Origin of the sequence: Psychrobacter glacincola (assembly GCF_904846215.1) — a bacterium.
Lineage (GTDB): Bacteria > Pseudomonadota > Gammaproteobacteria > Pseudomonadales > Moraxellaceae > Psychrobacter > Psychrobacter glacincola.
On record NZ_CAJGZK010000021.1, the window covers coordinates 14,330 to 30,693 of the forward strand.

Sequence of the window (16,364 nt, forward strand, 5' to 3'; positions counted from 1 at the left end):
AAAATAATTGGGTATCGATATGAACCATTCACATATAAGTAAGAGTGTAATAGTAGTCACATCTTTTGTTTGCTTGTCATCAGTGTTGACTGGGTGTACATCGTTATCTAGATCTCATGATGAATCTAACGCTAATCACTTGCCTGATAATATAGTTTTGTCACAGCAGCCAGATATAAAAGTAAAAGATAATGTTCAAAAGAATACTGCTTCTCAGCAGGATTCTACAGCCAGCTCGCCTGCTGAACTTTTTACTTATGCTGCTGCTCTTTCAATGCGCGAGATTAACTTTGTCTATAAAGGCAAATATGTCATCAAAAATAACTGTTTATACTTTGTCAAAAATAATAATGAATATCTTAGCCCTATTTTTTATCCAGACAGAGCCATTCTTTTTGAAAATGAACAAACTATTTCCTTAAATGGAACCAAAGTTAAACTCGGTGAAGAAGTCATCACTAGTGGTGTCATTAAAGAGCATATAACAGGTTATTATTTACGAAAAGGCGATACTGTTATTGATGAGCCAGAGAATACCGCTTGTTTAACAGAACCTGCGGTATTGATGAGCGGTAGAGTGGTTGATCCTCTTGTTTAAATAACGTTATTAGCGCATTTACTTGTACTTTTAAAGGTTAATAAGAAGTCTGTGTTCACTAGCATCTTAGTTATACTGTCCACACTAATTTATTTAGTTTGGAATAAAAGCCATTAAAAGGCGCAAATGACTTGCAAAAGCTGAATATTTATTTATAATAGGTCGCCTCAATAGGGGTATAGCCAAGTTGGTAAGGCATCAGGTTTTGATCCTGACATCCGTTGGTTCGAGTCCAGCTACCCCTACCATTTTTAAGCGCAAAGCATTTGATGTGTACTTATTATAAGCAGTTTTTAGATGGCCGCTTATTGACATTGACAATGTTATCCCAGTTTCGGTATAGTTCGCAATGAACACCGTTAGGGAAACGTTATGTTGTAGACGGTTTATCCGTTTATAAGATAATGAACAGGTCGTGACGCTATTCTAATAATGACTGTTAATAAAAGTTGTGATTGGATATCGACGTCCACAGCCTAGACATTACAGGGGTATAGCCAAGTTGGTAAGGCATCAGGTTTTGATCCTGACATCCGTTGGTTCGAGTCCAGCTACCCCTACCATTTTTTACTGTAATAGTAGTCATCAATACTTTCCACCACTCTTTTCTTAATTTGAGCAGTTTGACACTGCTTAGCGGTCGCTGCTTGAGTCAATCAATAGGACTTCTGTCATGCCTTATTTGGCGATTTTTACGGGTAATGCCCACCCTGAATTAGCAAAAACCGTAGCCGATCATCTCCATATACCTCTTGGTAAAGCTGATATCACGCGTTTTTCTGATGGCGAAATTGCCGTAGAAATCAAAGAACACGTGCGCGGTAAAGACGTGTTTATCATGCAGCCTACTTGTGCACCAACCAACGACAATTTGATGGAAATTATGATGATGGCGGACGCCTTGCGTCGCTCTAGTGCGGGTCGTATCACGGCTGTCATGCCGTATTTTGGTTATGCCCGTCAAGACCGTCGTCCTCGTTCAGCTCGTGTGCCTATCTCTGCTAAAGTCGTCGCTGATATGTTGAACATCGTTAGTATTGATCGTGTGATGACCGTTGATTTGCACTCAGATCAGATTCAGGGTTTCTTTGACATTCCAGTAGATAACATCTACGGCACACCTGTGCTATTGAACGATCTACAAAAACAAGATTATGACAACATCATGGTTGTCTCTCCTGATGTCGGCGGCGTTGTACGTGCCCGCGCGATGGCTAAGCAGTTGGGCGATACCGACATGGCGATTATTGACAAACGTCGTGCTCGCGCCAATGAATCACAAGTGATGCACATCATCGGTGATGTTCGTGACCGTGATTGCGTTATCGTTGATGATATGGTCGATACAGCAGGCACGCTATGTAAAGCTGCCGAAGCACTCAAGGCAAACGGTGCACGCCGCGTAGTGGCTTATATCACTCACCCTGTGTTATCTGGTAATGCGCTTAAGAACATAAGTGAATCGGAACTGGATGAGATTGTGGTTACTGATACGATTCCATTGTCTGATGCTGCCAAAGCTTGTAGCAAAATTCGTCAAGTAAGCATCGCGCCAATGCTTGCTGAAAGCTTACGCCGTATTAATAACGAAGAGTCTATCAGCGCAATGTTTGATGCCTAGTTTGACGCTTAAGCGTTATGGTAGATTAAAAAAAGCGCCAAGTTTAGATACTTGGCGCTTTTTTTTGTTTGATGGTTTTACTTACTATTTTTGCACTGTTTTTTGCACGGTCGTTTTATATGACTATTTTACGTAGGTCTTTATTATTGCTACAGAATCACGTATAATGCGCGCCTGTATTCGTCATTAGTTAACACCTATCATTTTTAGGTATTTTTATACTTAGCGACATGATTGGTACATTCTAAAGTATTGATTATCCAGTGCTAGACTGGTCGCAAGTCTATTATTACTGGTAGATACTTCACATACTCTCTATAGGATTATATCCATGGCTATTGATCATTTTGCAATCAACGCGGTTGACCGCTCTGCTGAACAACAAGGTAAAGGTGCGAGCCGCCGCCTACGTAAGCAGAATTTAGTTCCTGCTATCATTTATGGTGGTGGTGAAGAGCCAACGACTATCTCAATCAAAATCAATGAGCTAGTAAAATCACTTGAATTCGAAGCCTTCTTTTCACAAATTTTGACCATCACGACCGATAAAGGCGATGAGCATCAAGTCGTTATCAAAGCCTTGCAACGCCATCCTGCTAAAGGTTTCCCAATGCATGCTGACTTCCAGCGCATTGTGAAAGGTCAGAAAATCAATATGAATATTCCTATACATTTCTCTGGTCGTGAAGAAGCGCCTGGTACGAAAGCAGGTGGTATTCTATCAACGCTAGTTTCTGACATCCAAATCGTCTGCTTACCTTCACAGTTACCTGAGTATCTAGAAATAGATGTATCTGGTATGGAAATTGGCGATTTGTTCCGTTTATCAGACATCAAACTGCCTGAAGGCGTTATCATCTTTGATCTTGACACAGAAGATGCACACGATCGTACGATCGTAAATATGCAGCCACCAACGGTTGAAGAAGTTGACGAAGTTGTTGAAGTTGACGAAGTTGATGCTTCTGACGTACCTGCTACTGAGCAAAGTACTGATAACAACGAAGACGACGAATAATATACAACCTCGATGTAGCGACCTATCGTCTGCTATGTAATACAAGGTTTGTTTGTTTAAAAAATAGCAGGTGATGAATATCTCCTGCTGTTTTTGTAAGTAAGGTTTGAGAAATTAGATGCCTGCTGTTCAATGAATAGCTCCATTATCACAGACCTTACCACTCATTTATTATAGTCAAGCAGGGTGTTTTTATGACCATAAAGCTTATTGTCGGTCTTGGTAATCCGGGTCAGGAGTATATGTTCACGCGCCATAATGCAGGATTCTGGTTTGTCCACCATTTGGCTCAGCAGTTTAATATTGCCCTCGCCCCCGACAAAAAATTCCACGGTGTCACAGGACGTGGGCAAATTTACGGGCATGATGTGCGTCTATTAATGCCGCTGACTTTTATGAATAAATCCGGTCAGTCGATCGTGCCCATGGTTAAATTTTATGGCATTGACAATGACGAGCTGTTAATCGCTCATGATGAGCTTGATATTCCCGCTGGTAGCATCAAACTTAAAACTGACGGTGGTCATGGTGGTCATAATGGTCTGCGTGACATTACCCCGCATATTGGCAACGACTTTCATCGTCTGCGTGTGGGTATTGGTCATCCGGGTCATAAGTCTAAAGTTAGCGGACATGTCCTCTCAAAAGCCGCACCAGATGAGCAAATTGCCATTGATAGTGCTTTGTCGGCCGCTTTTGAAGCTCTACCATTATTATTAAAAGGTGATGTCGAAAAAGCACGTTCGCAAATTAATGGCTTTAAATTACCTGAATAAATGCTGTTTCTATTATAATAGCCTTTTATTTCAATACGTGTATCCCCATTAACGTTTTGATTTGACTCATTTATATCCGTTACACTAAGGAAGCAACCTATGCTACTTAATATGCTCAAGTGCAAATTACATCGCGCCCGTGTTACTCATGCTGAGCTACACTACGAAGGCTCATGCGGTATTGACGGTGATTTATTAGATCTTGCCGGTCTGCGTGAAAACGAATCTATCGACATCTATAATGTCACCAATGGTAAACGCTTTCGCACCTACGCTATCCGCGCTGAAGCGGGCTCTGGTATTATCTCCTTAAACGGTGCAGCGGCTCATATGGCAGATTTAGGTGACATCGTTATCATCTGTGCTTACGCGCATTTTGACGAAGTCGAAGCGTCAACATATCAGCCAAGACTGGTCTATTGCAACGAAGACAACACGGTTAAAGACACTGCGAATATTATCCCTGTGCAAGTCGCTTAATCGCCACATCTATATCCGATACCGAATAAAATAGATACGTTATTTTATGACGCAAGACAGGGATAGGTTTTTCTAGCTTGCTGTGCCGACGCCGACAGAGGTTGCAAAAAATTCATCGCTGTCCAACTGTATCGTTTTATGTTGGAATGACTATATCGCGGTATTTACCAGCCTTTATTTTATCGTATAGTGATTATTAGTGAATAAAAAAGCTGAATCCAAATAGGATTCAGCTTTTTTATGTGTTGAGGAAAGTATTATAGTCAGTGAAAAGTAATATCGACACATGATGTACTGCTGGTATCAATTTTTCTTGCTTGCTGTGCCCATGCAGACAGAGGCTGCAAAAAATTTGTACCCGCAGTACCGTAGCGTTTTTAGAGTATTTTGACTATATTAGAATAAATTTTTACTGTTTACCGTATGCGTTATTACTAACGCAGAAAGCTTGTTATTCAGTTAGCGATTCTTTTTACGATTTCTAAAACCACGCCACAAGCCTTCATGTTCGACTTTTGGCATTTTTAGAGTAATGGTATTCGATATTATATCCTGCACTGCTAAGCCGCGACGATTAAATAAGCAGAATGCATAATTAAATATCAGCCCCAAAAACGCACTGGTCAATAATATAGCGCGTGAGCCACCGATTAAGCTGCCAATAATACCAAATATTAATGGCATCAAAGACGCTGCAAAAATACGCTTAAAGGATTGTCCCCATGTCAGCAAATGACCGGTATTATTGACCGTTTTCAGACGCCATGTTTGCATCCCTAGTGTCTGACCACCACGGCGCCAAAACAGCCCGTAGAAGCCTACTAGCGTTAGTATAAATGACGGCGTCATAATAAAGTTCTGATACCAAGTCGGCAGCGACTGAGCTTGTGATGAATCGCTACCTGTATCCATCGTAAGTAGTGTGCCAATCACTGTCAGCAACGTCCCTACCAAAAATAGCAATGCTAAGATCAACATACCATCATAGAGAATTGCCACGACACGGGCCATAGGCTTAGCAATCGTTGGCTCTTCACTCTCAAAGTTTTGATGCGCTGATAGTTTGGATGCTGAGTTTGATGGTGATTTTGCGTTAGCAGCAGATTTAGACGGGTGTTTAGAGAAACTCTTTGACATGGTACCAGCTCATAGCAAGCAGTGAATAATGGCTCTATTGTACCGTAATTGCGGCAGTTAGCGTACACTATCCTAAGATATTAAGTCCCACAAGGAAGGCTCAAAACAAAAATCACAGACATAAAAAAACCGCCAAATTGTCGTAAGACAGGCGATTGATTTAGTAAAAAATCGATGATGTAAATGGTGCGCTTGGAGAGATTCGAACTCCCGACCCCTTAGTTCGTAGCCAAGTGCTCTATCCAACTGAGCTACAAGCGCTTACTTTACACATCATTTACTACGCGGTAAATAACTTTGTAGTAAATTAGGTTGGTAATTATATAGATTATATTGCCTATGTCAACCCATTTTAATCATTAAAATATAATGTTTTTATTTTAATGATCAACGGCGTTCAACAACGTCAAATTGCATTATAACTCTACTAATAAACCGAATATAATGGCGGTGAAGGAGGGATTCGAACCCTCGATACGCTTACACGTATGGTTCCTTAGCAGGGAACTGGTTTCAGCCACTCACCCACTTCACCTAACGATTTAAGACACTTATCAAAGTATTTTTACTAAAACACCTCTTTAAACATAGTATCGATGCTAACGATACGTCTTATGCCGTGGGCGAGTATTATAGCAAAGCCAAAACGAATTGCAAGCATTGTCTGCGCTTTTAATGAGGCTTTTTGCATAATTAGTAATTTATCGGTCTTTATGGCTTTTTCGGTAGCAGATGGCTATAGTATTTGCTACTTATTATAAAAAATATCAAAGGATATGTTATGCGACCAGTCGTATTGTGCTTTTCGGGGTTAGACCCCTCCGGCGGGGCAGGATTGCAAGCGGATATTGAAGCCATCGGGCAAGCAGGGGCTCATGCTGCCATCGCCTGTACCGCAATTACCGTACAAAGCTCGCAACAGGTATTTGGCTTTGAAGCATGTGCAGCAAGTTTGGCCAACGATCAAGCGGTAGCAGTGCTCGATGATTTACCGGTCGCCGTTATCAAGTCAGGCATGCTCGGCACGACTGACAATATTGCTATGCTAACCCGATTATTTGCACAGCAGGTTATTGCTGCTGGGACACCTTTTGTTTTAGATCCGGTATTGGTTGCCAATAGCGGTGGTAGCTTAGGCGATGAGCAGACACTGGTCACTGCGTTTAGACAGCTTTTACCTTATGCTACTTTACTCACACCCAACACTCATGAGCTACGCGCCTTAAGCGCTGAGCAAGATTTGCATACAGGTGCGCAAAAATTATGCGCACAAGGTACTCATGCTGTATTGGTCAAAACCTCACACGATTTTGATAGCGGTGATATCGAGCAGTATCTGTATATAGAAGGACAAATGGTGCATCAAAGCACCTTGCCGCGTTTAGATGGTGAATTTCATGGCTCTGGCTGCTCATTGGCAAGCTTTATCGCTGGACGCTTGGCGATGGGTGATGCGCTTATCGATTCGGTAAAGGCTGCTGATAGCTGGATTATCCAAACGCTGCGTGCCGCTGATGCGCCGCACCCTGATAATGCAAAAGCGCAATTGATACCCAATCGCTTTGTCCGCTTTTAGCTTTATATAAACGACAAAGATAAAAAAGGCGCTCTATCTTGTATAGAGCGCCTTTTTTATTTGAAATTTTATTATCCCGAAAATCTTTTTAACTTAACTGGCTTAACCCAACATCGGCATAAAGCTTGATGCCAAACCACCAATAAAGATTTCGAGTAAATAGAAGGCAAAAAAGGCAATCATCGGTGATAAGTCAATCATCCCTAAGTTTGGCGTAATACGGCGAAACGGTGCCAAAATAGGTTCTGCTAAATTAACAATAATACCGATAAGCGGATGCTCAGATCTAGTAAAAACCACAATCCAACTAACAATGATAGAACCAATCACCAAGTAGCGGCACATGCGTAAAAAGTCTAAAACCAAGCTGATAGTACCGGTAAAAAACAATGGCACTGGCGCAATACCCTTATGCGTTAATGCTGCTTTTCCTGCGATATCAATCAGGCGAATCAAAAACATCAGTACAATAGCAGCAATACTGATACGACCTTGTCCGACGGTTGGAAAAATACGTCCAAAGACATCGACAATATGGGTCGCTTTATAAGCAGGCGCAATCATAGGATTACTGGCATCCATCCCTGCAAACTGTAGCATGAAACGGATAAATACCAACATCATGGCGAAGGTGGTGACCAAATCAAAAATTTGCAATAACATGTTGTTCATGAAGCGCTACTCAATGTGACATTATTAACAGGTTTTAGGATGACGAATGTCATTATCAGGCATTTATTATTACCAGTCAGAGGCAGCATTTTAAAAATACTACCTCTACTATAAAGATGATTACTTACTCATCTCTTCACTCAAGGCTTGGCTGCGATCGTAGCACGCTTGCATGGCTTCACCAATTTGACGATCAATGTTATTGGCTTGCATTGATTCAATCGCAGCTTGAGTGGTGCCATTTGGTGAGGTCACTTTACGGCGTAGCTCGCTTGGCGCATCTTCGCTGCCCATGGCCATTTTTGCCGCACCTAACATGGTTTGCATGGCAAGCGCTGAGGCTTGTTCTTTATCCAATCCTAAGGCAACTGCCCCATCAACCATCGCTTCGATGATATAGAACATATAAGCGGGCGCTGACCCTGACACGGCGGTGACTGCATGCATGTGTGCTTCGTCCTCGACCCACATGACTAGCCCTGATGCTTCCATGACCGCAGTTGCCAATTGTTTTTGCTCAGCAGAAATATCATCAGTGCCGTACAGACCCGTTGCACCCATTTGAATCATCGCCGGTGTATTTGGCATCGCGCGGACGATATTGTCATAGCCACCCAACATGTCAGATAGAAGCTCAGTTGACAAACCTGCTGCCACTGAAATCACCAGCTGATTGTCTAAGGCATCCGCAAAGCTACTGACCACAGCTTTCATCACTTGCGGTTTGACCGCCAACACCACAATGTCAGCATCGATAACGGCAGCTTTTGCATCAGCAGTTGGATCAACCGTGTTCAATCCTTTAGCAGATAATTGCTCACGCGCCTCACTACTAGGATCAGCAACAGTAATTAAATTCGGTTTGACACCGCAGCTGACAAGCCCGCTAATCAAAGCCTGTGCCATATTTCCGCCACCGATAAAGCTGATTTTCTTATTATCTAATACTGACATACATGTCTCCTATTCAAAGGTATTCAAACTAACATAATGATAGGTAAAATGACACTCAGTTTACCATACTGCTACTGGCGCTGTTCAGGAAATTCAAACGCTAACTAATAGTGCTACCGTTTAATTGAGATACTAAATTAACATCGAATATCGCACCGCTTACCTGTTAGATTAAAAAGTCGTTTATGTATAGTGGTACAGGGGAAAAATATGTTTTGCGTTCGTAAAGCTCATTCAAAAGATTTTGCGGATATTGCTCATATCCATTGCAAAAGTTGGCATGACGCCTACTTGAATCTGCTACCTAAGTCTTATATCAACAATAAAAACAATCTTATTGAAAAAACAAAAATGTGGCAGGAAGTGATCACTCATCCGGATGTCATCATTTGGATAGCCTATGATGCTAATCATAAGAGCCTAGGATTTATTGGATATTTTACTAAAAATAATACCTATGAAATTACAACTCTCTATGTTTTATCAGAATATCATGGGCGAGGTATAGGCACCGAATTGATGAACATCTCATTACAAGCCATACTCGCATCTCAAACCACTGCACATTTTTATTTATGGGTACTAGAAAATAACGTGTCTGCTATTCATTTTTATAAAAAATTTGGCTTTGTCTGTAATGGTGAAAAAAGTGAAGAAGATTATAAAGATACACAAATAGTAGATATCAAAATGATCAAAAAAAATGAAGATCTACCCTACTCAAGGCTTTGAGTAACAAATATCAAAACGAGCTAGGTACGGTCAAACAGCTGCTAATAGCACTTTCTATATAATGAGGATTGCTCGCTAACAACTGATCAGAAGCTAACACCCAGCTATAAAAAGGGGATAATAATAAAATCGGACAAACTATTGGGTGCTCATTGTCCAGAATCCCATCTTCAACGCTTTTCTTATTGACGAGAACTATGCTAACGACTACCAAACTCTCACGCATCCATGATGGAATACTTAAGGTTTGATAGAGCTTTTTGCCCGATTGCGGTCGTGTTGCTAGTGCGGTTTGAATACGCGTGCTGCGATCTAATGGCGCAAAAGTGATCTCAACCTTATCTTTATTGCTTTCTAATAGTCGCATTACTTCATTTGGCAGAATCTGTAATTGCCAAGTGAATTTATCATCATTGCGTAAATTAATTGGAACGGGTTGTCTTCCAGTTGCATGAACATCTGCCCCAATAAGATTAGACTCAGTATGAATCAACAAGCTCTGCGTCTGTTCGGCAAGCGGCGACTCTAACCATTTGAGCCAGTCATTACTAAGCCGATAAAGCTGCTGACGATAACGACGAATAGTATAGGATTGCTGTCGACCTTGCCAAAACAGTTCCGTTTGATGATCATGATCATGACGCTGGCTTAAGCTCAATACATCATCGACAAGCTGCTTAGCAGGCGGTAATGGCTCATCTTGACCAAGCCAATGATGTAATAATTGGCGCTGGCGATAAAGCGGTAACTGTTGCAGCTTATCTATGTTTAGCACACGCTGTGCAGGTGGTAGCTGTAATGATATTACCTCTGTCTGCTGTAAATCCTCTGCCGCTTGTGCCTTAACCGTTAATTGCGCATCACTGAGCAAAATCGCGCTACGAGCAATATTATCAATAACGTTGGGATTGTATTTTGCTAATACTGGCATGATGTCACGGCGCAGTCCACTACGCACGTTATCACCGCCGTCATTGGTGGGATCATCGATATAGGGTAGCTTTAAACGCTGCGCATAGGCGTTGATATCGGCGCGCTGTATCGTAAGCCAAGGTCGCCATAATATGATGCGATGCGCATCCTGCGTTTGTACACGCCACGGCTGCATACCTGACAGACCATTAGCGCCTGCGCCTTGAATCAGGCGCATCAACACCGTTTCAGCTTGGTCATCGGCATGATGGGCTAATAGTAATACATCATCTTGATTGAGTTGCGCACGCATCACATCATAACGCGCTTGCCGTGCGGCTTGCTCATCATGACCATTTACTTGCGCCTGTAAGATAGTGCAGGGTATCTTTTGAGCCTTTGCCCAATTAGCAACATGCGCAGCCCAAATACCGCTATCCGCTTGCAAGCCATGGTTGACATGCAATAGTTGCGGTAGAAACGGCAACTTACCTTGCCAGTATAATTGCACACATAGCGCTGCCAGTGCCAACGAATCACGCCCACCACTACACGCCAGCCAAACTCGCCGACCTTGTAATTGCTCGCTATACTCAGACATACTTGTCAATAATGCCTCTGCCAAATTATCGTCAATCGGCATTTCAGCTATTGGCTCAATAGGATATGGTAGGATTGCACTGTTGCTCATCATTGACCTTAGCTAATTAGTTGGTATAGTTAAAATATCTCAAAAACGCTACAGTGCTGCTGGTATAAATTTTTTGCAGCCTCTGTCTGCATAGGCACAGCAAGCAAGAAAAATTAATATCAGCAGTACTTGATGTATCGATATTACTTTTCTCTGACTATATATAAATTCATTGTCCTATGAATAAATTGACACAAAAAAACGCGCCATAAAATGACACGTTTGTATTTTAACATTAAGCGTAAGCCTCTAGTGCTAAAAGCTGATTGTCAACTATTTAGCGATGCAACCTACTAGCGATGGGACATACTAGCGATAGAACATATTAGCGATAGAACATATTAGCGATAGAACATATTAGCAAGGCAACATGACTTCCGAGTTAAACGATTTAAATTTCTCATAACGTAGCTCACAACGTGTATGGGTATCTAAGTCTTTCAGCTCATCCAATTGCTCAACAAGTAATGCTTTTAATGCCGTCATCACTGGCTGTGGCTGAATATGAGCACCTTCACCTTCGTCGATGACCGCATCAATCAAGCCCATTTGATACAAATTGATGGCATTTAATTTTAAGGCTTCACTGGCATCTTGCGCTTTTTCAGCCGTTTTCCATAGGATAGAAGCACAGCCTTCAGGAGAGATGACTGAATAAATACTATTTTGTAGCATATTTACCTTATCGCCAACACCGATCGCCAATGCGCCACCTGAGCCGCCTTCACCAATAATGGTGACGATGATAGGCACTTTGAGGCTTGAAAACACAGCGATGCTTTCGGCAATGGCTTGCGCCTGCCCACGCTCTTCCGCGCCAATACCCGGATAGGCGCCTTGGGTATCGACAAAGGTCATAACAGGAATATTAAAGCGCTCAGCCATTTTGACCAAACGAATAATCTTTCGATAGCCTTCAGGGTTTGCCATACCAAAGTTATGCTCAATACGCTCACGTGTGCTGCGACCACGGTGTTGACCCACGACCATCACCGGCATACCGTTTAGGCGCGCAAGTCCACCAAGGATAGCCTTGTCATCAGCAAAAGCGCGGTCGCCATGCAATTCATCAAATTCGGTAAACAGCTGATTTACATAGTCCATAAACAATGGACGTTTGGCATGCCGTGCAAGCTGAACGCTATCCCAGACGGTACTCATAGACGCTTCCCTTTCATATTTATAATTAATAGACTTATGTTCAATATGGTTATATTTAATAGTAACATCGTTATCGGTTTTAGGATAATGAAAGTACAGTTGTAAACTCAATAAAAGCTATCATAGCACATCTTATATGCCATAACATTACCGACAACACCGCTTTTGTTACGTTATTTCTAACCAAATTATTTAACCAACAAGTCAAGCGTCTTAACTGATAAAAAACTAAATCTCAATAACGCTTAGCTTGACGTCCCATTTGGCAAATTGCTCTATTTCAGTTTGCAAGTCAGACAATAAGAAAGCATAGTGCTCGCTGCTATCACCAACCATGATTTGCCAATGATTGTCATCCTCTACTTTTAATTCTAATGTTGGTAACTCGTAATCACTACGACTGTGATGTGCCAGTACCGCCAAACGGAGCAGCAGGCAGAGATAAACAAGCTGATCGTCGCCAATCGCACACGCCTGCTCCAACATATCCGCTTTTAGCTTACGTCGATGATTCAGCATCAGCTGTGCCATACGCTTTTGGTCTACTTGTGAAAATCCTGGAATGTCAGAATACTCCATCAAATACGCACTGTGTTTATGATAGCTACTGTGGGCAATCGCCAACCCTATCTCATGTAAGAATGCCGCTCGCCTGAGTAAATCGCCATCTTCCGTACTGAGGCCAAGTTTTTCTTGTACTTGCTCAAAAAGGTGACGACTGGTTTTTACCACTTGCTCAGCCTGTTTTTTATCGCCTGAATAGCGCTTAATCAGTGCCAGCACACTGCGGTCACGTACGTCTTCACTAGCAAAGCGTCCGAGCATGTCATACATGACGCCTTCGCGTAGCGCGCCATCCGAATAAGTAATGGTGTCAACACCCAGCACCTGCATGACTGCCCGTAATACCGCAACGCCTGCTGGGAATACCGCTTTACGGTGCTCTTTTACGCCCTCTAAATCAATGTCATCGACGTTGCCAATTTTAAGCAGTAATTTCTCTAACTTTTTGACCCCATTATAAGTGATACGTTCTTGTTCATCTGCCCAGCCTTTTGAAACCAAAACATTACGCACCGCTTTAATCGTACCACTCGATCCAATGGCACTGCTCCAGCCCATTTTTTGGTAGCGCCCATTAATTGCCAGCACTTCTTTGCGCGCAGCCGACATGGCGTTATTAAAGGCTTCCTTGGTAATTTGTCCATCAGCAAAATATTTTTGCGTAAAGGCAACACAGCCCATCTGCAAGCTCTCGGTCAATAATGGATCAAACTCTTGACCAATAATAAACTCTGTTGAGCCGCCACCAATATCAATGACCAAACGCTTGTCACTACTGCCATTGGTATGCGAAACACCTAGATAAATCAAACGCGCCTCTTCTCGTCCTGCAATAATCTCGATGGGCTTGGGTAAGATTTTATTGGCACGGCTGATAAAATCATTGGCGTTCTTGGCTTGGCGTAAAGCGTTGGTCGCGACAATACGAATACGCTCAGGAGGCACCGAATCTAGACGTGCCACAAAGCGGCTAAGACAATCTAGACCACGCTGCTCTGCTGCTTCGCCCAAAATATTATGCTCATCGAGTCCTGCTGCTAACTGAACCTTTTCAGACATAGACACCACTTTTCGCACTTCACCATGATCAAGGCGAGCAATGGCTAAATGAAAACTGTTAGAACCAATATCAATGGCTGCCATCAATTCATCTTCAGCAAGTGGTGAGTTTTTTAGGTTGTTTTTGGGCATAAGCGAGGTCGTTACCGTGTCAGATAAAAAATGATTGAAATGATTAAAAGGGTTTAGGCTTTTAAGATAGAAAATACCTTGGGTTGAAATCAGGACTACACTATATAAAAACGATAATAATCAGGCAAATAATAGCAAGTTTTGCTATTAAAACATTTATGCCAAACTCTGGCAAGTAAGCAGCAACAACCGCTAAACAGCGACTAAAAACAGCTGGCATATTCTTTACACTAAAAATATCGTTTGCCCTTAGCGCTTATTTGTTCAATATCAGCTTGCTACCGTCGCTATTGTCTATATTATAGTAAAGAATAAGTAATTACCCATGAGCTTTATGGTATCAAGCTATTTCATTCTGCTATAAAGCCTCATCACGGATAGATGAGACATAACCTGCAAGGAAGCCCTATCGATGAATAACACCTCTACGCAAACCAAAGCAGTATCTGCCGAAAAAATCAGCCAAAATAAGCTGATAAAAATAGACCACTCAGCCAAACCGTCATTTTATGATTTTTATCTTGATGAACATCAAAATATGGCCTGCCGTCGGCTGCATTTTGCAGGCAGTAGCTTTGGGTTAATAGGTCTGGCAAAATCTGTTAAGAATCGCTCAGCAAAACCCTTACTTAAAGGTATTGCCGCAGGATACGCTTGCGCTTGGGTTGGACATTTTTTCTTTGAAAAAAACAAACCGGCTTCTTTTAAATCGCCCTTAAAAAGCTTCGCCAGTGATTTTCGTATGTACGCTGACGTACTGCGCGGTCATTTAAGTTTGAGAAATCGTAAATTTGATAAAGTGCGATAAAGGCAGTTGCCTTTATTATTCATAAAAAAACCAGCCCAGTAATCTTGTTACTGTGCTGGTTTTTTTAAACGCCTAAAACTGTTGTGTTACGCTTTTGCCATTTGGGCGAATATCTCGTCAGCCGCTTTGATAGAGGTATCAATATCTTCATCGCTATGCTTGATAGACATAAAGCCTGCTTCATAAGCAGAGGGTGCCAGATAAATACCGCGATCAAGCATACCGTGGAAAAAGATATTAAACATCTCCATATCGCACTCAGTCACCTCATCGAAATTTTGCGGTACTGCCGTATCGCTGTCCTTTACGAAGAACATCCCAAACATACCGCCAAGTTTATTGGTACGTAGATTGATACCATGTTTGTCAGCAACCGCTTGGAAACCATCAACCAGACGGTCAACCTTCACGGCGAGCTCATCATAAAACCCCTCTGCCGTTAAGTCTTCAAACATGGCGATACCAGCACGCATTGCTAGTGGATTACCGGATAAGGTACCGGCTTGATAGACGCCGCCAAGTGGCGCGATACAAGACATGACATCCTTTTTGCCACCAAAAGCACCCACTGGTAAGCCTGCACCGATGATTTTACCAAAGCACGTCAAATCAGGGTCGATACCAAAATGCGCTTGCGCCCCGCCAAGTCCAACACGAAAACCCGTCATGACTTCATCAAAAATCAATACCGAGTTATTGGCAGTACATTCTGCACGCAAGGTATCATGGAATGCTTGGCTTGGAATCACCATGTTCATGTTACCAGCAATTGGCTCCAAGATAACGCAAGCAATCTCTTCACCCCATTTCTCAAAGCAGTCTTTAATCGCTTGCGGATTGTTATAAGGAAGCGTAATAGTATGCTTAGCAAAATCTGCTGGCACGCCCTTTGACGTTGGTTCGCCAATATCAAGCATGCCTGAGCCTGCTTTTACGAGTAGGCTGTCTGAATGCCCATGGTAGCAGCCTTCAAACTTGACAATTTTGTCACGCTGAGTATAACCACGTGCCAGACGAATCGCACTCATCGTCGCTTCCGTACCTGAGCTGGTCATACGGATCATCTCAACACTCGGGACGATTTCGCAAATTTTATCGGCAACAGTGGTTTCAAATGGCGTTGGCGTACCAAAGCTTAGACCGTCATCAGCGGCTTTTTTGACCGCATCAATGACTTTTGGATGGGCATGACCCAAAATCATTGGACCCCAAGAGCCAACATAGTCGATATAAGCGTTGTCTTCGGTATCATAAATCTTACTGCCATTAGCGCGGTGCATAAAGATTGGCGTGCCACCGACGCCTGTAAAAGCACGGACTGGAGAGTTGACGCCACCGGGAATATGTTTACGGGCTTGGGCGAATAGTTGTTCGTTTTTGGTACTCATAATTAGTCTCTACTTAATCGTTTTTTATGTAGTGATTGTCTATTCAATGATTGTCTATTTAGTAATTTGTATTGTTTCATTTATA

General features: G+C 42.3%; 15 protein-coding genes and 4 tRNA genes. 10 read left to right on the forward strand and 9 right to left on the reverse strand.

Annotated elements, in window-relative coordinates:
• Positions 1-19 precede the first annotated feature (19 nt).
• From JMW90_RS11045 to panD, 7 genes are all read left to right on the forward strand, one after another.
• On the forward strand, positions 20-598 hold the full coding sequence (locus JMW90_RS11045; protein WP_201564176.1) for a hypothetical protein: 579 nt from the start codon (positions 20-22) through the stop codon (positions 596-598).
• A 172-nt stretch (positions 599-770) separates the two neighbouring features.
• Positions 771-846, forward strand: a tRNA-Gln gene (locus tag JMW90_RS11050).
• Positions 847-1,085: 239 nt separating this feature from the next.
• A tRNA-Gln gene (locus JMW90_RS11055) sits at positions 1,086-1,161 on the forward strand.
• Positions 1,162-1,271: 110 nt separating this feature from the next.
• Positions 1,272-2,219 (forward strand): ribose-phosphate pyrophosphokinase, encoded by a 948-nt coding sequence (locus JMW90_RS11060; protein WP_011512558.1) that lies wholly within the window; start codon positions 1,272-1,274, stop codon positions 2,217-2,219.
• A gap of 331 nt (positions 2,220-2,550) precedes the next feature.
• A complete protein-coding gene (locus JMW90_RS11065) occupies positions 2,551-3,237 on the forward strand; it encodes a 50S ribosomal protein L25/general stress protein Ctc (RefSeq protein ID WP_201564178.1) in 687 nt (228 codons plus the stop codon).
• Between the two features lie 194 nt (positions 3,238-3,431).
• A complete protein-coding gene (pth, locus tag JMW90_RS11070) occupies positions 3,432-4,013 on the forward strand; it encodes an aminoacyl-tRNA hydrolase (RefSeq protein ID WP_201564180.1) in 582 nt (193 codons plus the stop codon).
• 99 nt (positions 4,014-4,112) lie between these two features.
• Complete coding sequence (gene panD, locus JMW90_RS11075; RefSeq protein WP_011279481.1) at positions 4,113-4,493, forward strand: aspartate 1-decarboxylase; 381 nt, start codon at positions 4,113-4,115, stop codon at positions 4,491-4,493.
• A 459-nt stretch (positions 4,494-4,952) separates the two neighbouring features.
• Here the strand turns inward: panD and JMW90_RS11080 are convergent, their stop codons facing one another.
• From JMW90_RS11080 to JMW90_RS11090, 3 genes are all read right to left on the reverse strand, one after another.
• Positions 4,953-5,630 (reverse strand): RDD family protein, encoded by a 678-nt coding sequence (locus tag JMW90_RS11080; protein ID WP_201564182.1) that lies wholly within the window; start codon positions 5,628-5,630, stop codon positions 4,953-4,955.
• A gap of 184 nt (positions 5,631-5,814) precedes the next feature.
• Positions 5,815-5,891: transfer RNA gene (locus JMW90_RS11085), tRNA-Arg, on the reverse strand.
• 184 nt (positions 5,892-6,075) lie between these two features.
• A tRNA-Ser gene (locus tag JMW90_RS11090) sits at positions 6,076-6,165 on the reverse strand.
• 246 nt (positions 6,166-6,411) lie between these two features.
• On the opposite strand from JMW90_RS11090, the gene JMW90_RS11095 reads away from it, so the two are divergent.
• On the forward strand, positions 6,412-7,206 hold the full coding sequence (locus JMW90_RS11095) for a hydroxymethylpyrimidine/phosphomethylpyrimidine kinase (RefSeq protein WP_201564184.1): 795 nt from the start codon (positions 6,412-6,414) through the stop codon (positions 7,204-7,206).
• A 102-nt stretch (positions 7,207-7,308) separates the two neighbouring features.
• Here JMW90_RS11095 and JMW90_RS11100 read toward each other — a convergent pair whose 3' ends face one another.
• Together JMW90_RS11100 and proC are read right to left on the reverse strand one after the other, a co-directional pair.
• Entirely contained in the window at positions 7,309-7,878 is a 570-nt protein-coding gene (locus JMW90_RS11100; RefSeq protein ID WP_201564186.1) for a YggT family protein, read from the reverse strand.
• Positions 7,879-7,998: 120 nt separating this feature from the next.
• Complete coding sequence (proC, locus tag JMW90_RS11105; RefSeq protein WP_201564188.1) at positions 7,999-8,832, reverse strand: pyrroline-5-carboxylate reductase; 834 nt, start codon at positions 8,830-8,832, stop codon at positions 7,999-8,001.
• A 210-nt stretch (positions 8,833-9,042) separates the two neighbouring features.
• On the opposite strand from proC, the gene JMW90_RS11110 reads away from it, so the two are divergent.
• Positions 9,043-9,564: a GNAT family N-acetyltransferase gene (locus JMW90_RS11110; protein WP_201564190.1), complete on the forward strand. Its 522-nt coding sequence runs from the start codon at positions 9,043-9,045 to the stop codon at positions 9,562-9,564.
• Positions 9,565-9,574: 10 nt separating this feature from the next.
• Here JMW90_RS11110 and tilS read toward each other — a convergent pair whose 3' ends face one another.
• The 3 genes from tilS to ppx form a co-directional block, all read right to left on the reverse strand.
• Complete coding sequence (gene tilS / locus JMW90_RS11115) at positions 9,575-11,167, reverse strand: tRNA lysidine(34) synthetase TilS (RefSeq protein ID WP_201564192.1); 1,593 nt, start codon at positions 11,165-11,167, stop codon at positions 9,575-9,577.
• Between the two features lie 357 nt (positions 11,168-11,524).
• Positions 11,525-12,439, reverse strand: a complete 915-nt coding sequence (locus JMW90_RS11120) for an acetyl-CoA carboxylase carboxyltransferase subunit alpha (protein WP_227691947.1) — start codon at positions 12,437-12,439, stop codon at positions 11,525-11,527.
• Positions 12,440-12,556: 117 nt separating this feature from the next.
• Positions 12,557-14,083: an exopolyphosphatase gene (gene ppx / locus JMW90_RS11125; protein ID WP_201564194.1), complete on the reverse strand. Its 1,527-nt coding sequence runs from the start codon at positions 14,081-14,083 to the stop codon at positions 12,557-12,559.
• Positions 14,084-14,495: 412 nt separating this feature from the next.
• Between ppx and JMW90_RS11130 the strand changes: the two genes are divergently transcribed.
• Entirely contained in the window at positions 14,496-14,891 is a 396-nt protein-coding gene (locus JMW90_RS11130; protein ID WP_201564196.1) for an Mpo1-like protein, read from the forward strand.
• 86 nt (positions 14,892-14,977) lie between these two features.
• Here JMW90_RS11130 and hemL read toward each other — a convergent pair whose 3' ends face one another.
• On the reverse strand, positions 14,978-16,279 hold the full coding sequence (gene hemL, locus JMW90_RS11135) for a glutamate-1-semialdehyde 2,1-aminomutase (protein WP_201564198.1): 1,302 nt from the start codon (positions 16,277-16,279) through the stop codon (positions 14,978-14,980).
• Between the last annotated feature and the right edge of the window lie 85 nt (positions 16,280-16,364).

Excerpts from the sequence above, each read along its gene's own strand:
- JMW90_RS11080 (WP_201564182.1), bottom strand. The coding sequence starts at position 5,630 with ATGTCAAAGAGTTTCTCTAAACACCCGTCTAAATCTGCTGCTAACGCA.
- JMW90_RS11065 (WP_201564178.1), top strand. The coding sequence starts at position 2,551 with ATGGCTATTGATCATTTTGCAATCAACGCGGTTGACCGCTCTGCTGAA.
- JMW90_RS11130 (WP_201564196.1), top strand. The coding sequence starts at position 14,496 with ATGAATAACACCTCTACGCAAACCAAAGCAGTATCTGCCGAAAAAATC.
- proC (WP_201564188.1), bottom strand. The coding sequence starts at position 8,832 with ATGTCAGTATTAGATAATAAGAAAATCAGCTTTATCGGTGGCGGAAAT.
- pth (WP_201564180.1), top strand. The coding sequence starts at position 3,432 with ATGACCATAAAGCTTATTGTCGGTCTTGGTAATCCGGGTCAGGAGTAT.
- JMW90_RS11110 (WP_201564190.1), top strand. The coding sequence starts at position 9,043 with ATGTTTTGCGTTCGTAAAGCTCATTCAAAAGATTTTGCGGATATTGCT.
- panD (WP_011279481.1), top strand. The coding sequence starts at position 4,113 with ATGCTACTTAATATGCTCAAGTGCAAATTACATCGCGCCCGTGTTACT.
- JMW90_RS11045 (WP_201564176.1), top strand. The coding sequence starts at position 20 with ATGAACCATTCACATATAAGTAAGAGTGTAATAGTAGTCACATCTTTT.
- hemL (WP_201564198.1), bottom strand. The coding sequence starts at position 16,279 with ATGAGTACCAAAAACGAACAACTATTCGCCCAAGCCCGTAAACATATT.
- ppx (WP_201564194.1), bottom strand. The coding sequence starts at position 14,083 with ATGCCCAAAAACAACCTAAAAAACTCACCACTTGCTGAAGATGAATTG.
- JMW90_RS11095 (WP_201564184.1), top strand. The coding sequence starts at position 6,412 with ATGCGACCAGTCGTATTGTGCTTTTCGGGGTTAGACCCCTCCGGCGGG.
- tilS (WP_201564192.1), bottom strand. The coding sequence starts at position 11,167 with ATGAGCAACAGTGCAATCCTACCATATCCTATTGAGCCAATAGCTGAA.
- JMW90_RS11060 (WP_011512558.1), top strand. The coding sequence starts at position 1,272 with ATGCCTTATTTGGCGATTTTTACGGGTAATGCCCACCCTGAATTAGCA.
- JMW90_RS11100 (WP_201564186.1), bottom strand. The coding sequence starts at position 7,878 with ATGAACAACATGTTATTGCAAATTTTTGATTTGGTCACCACCTTCGCC.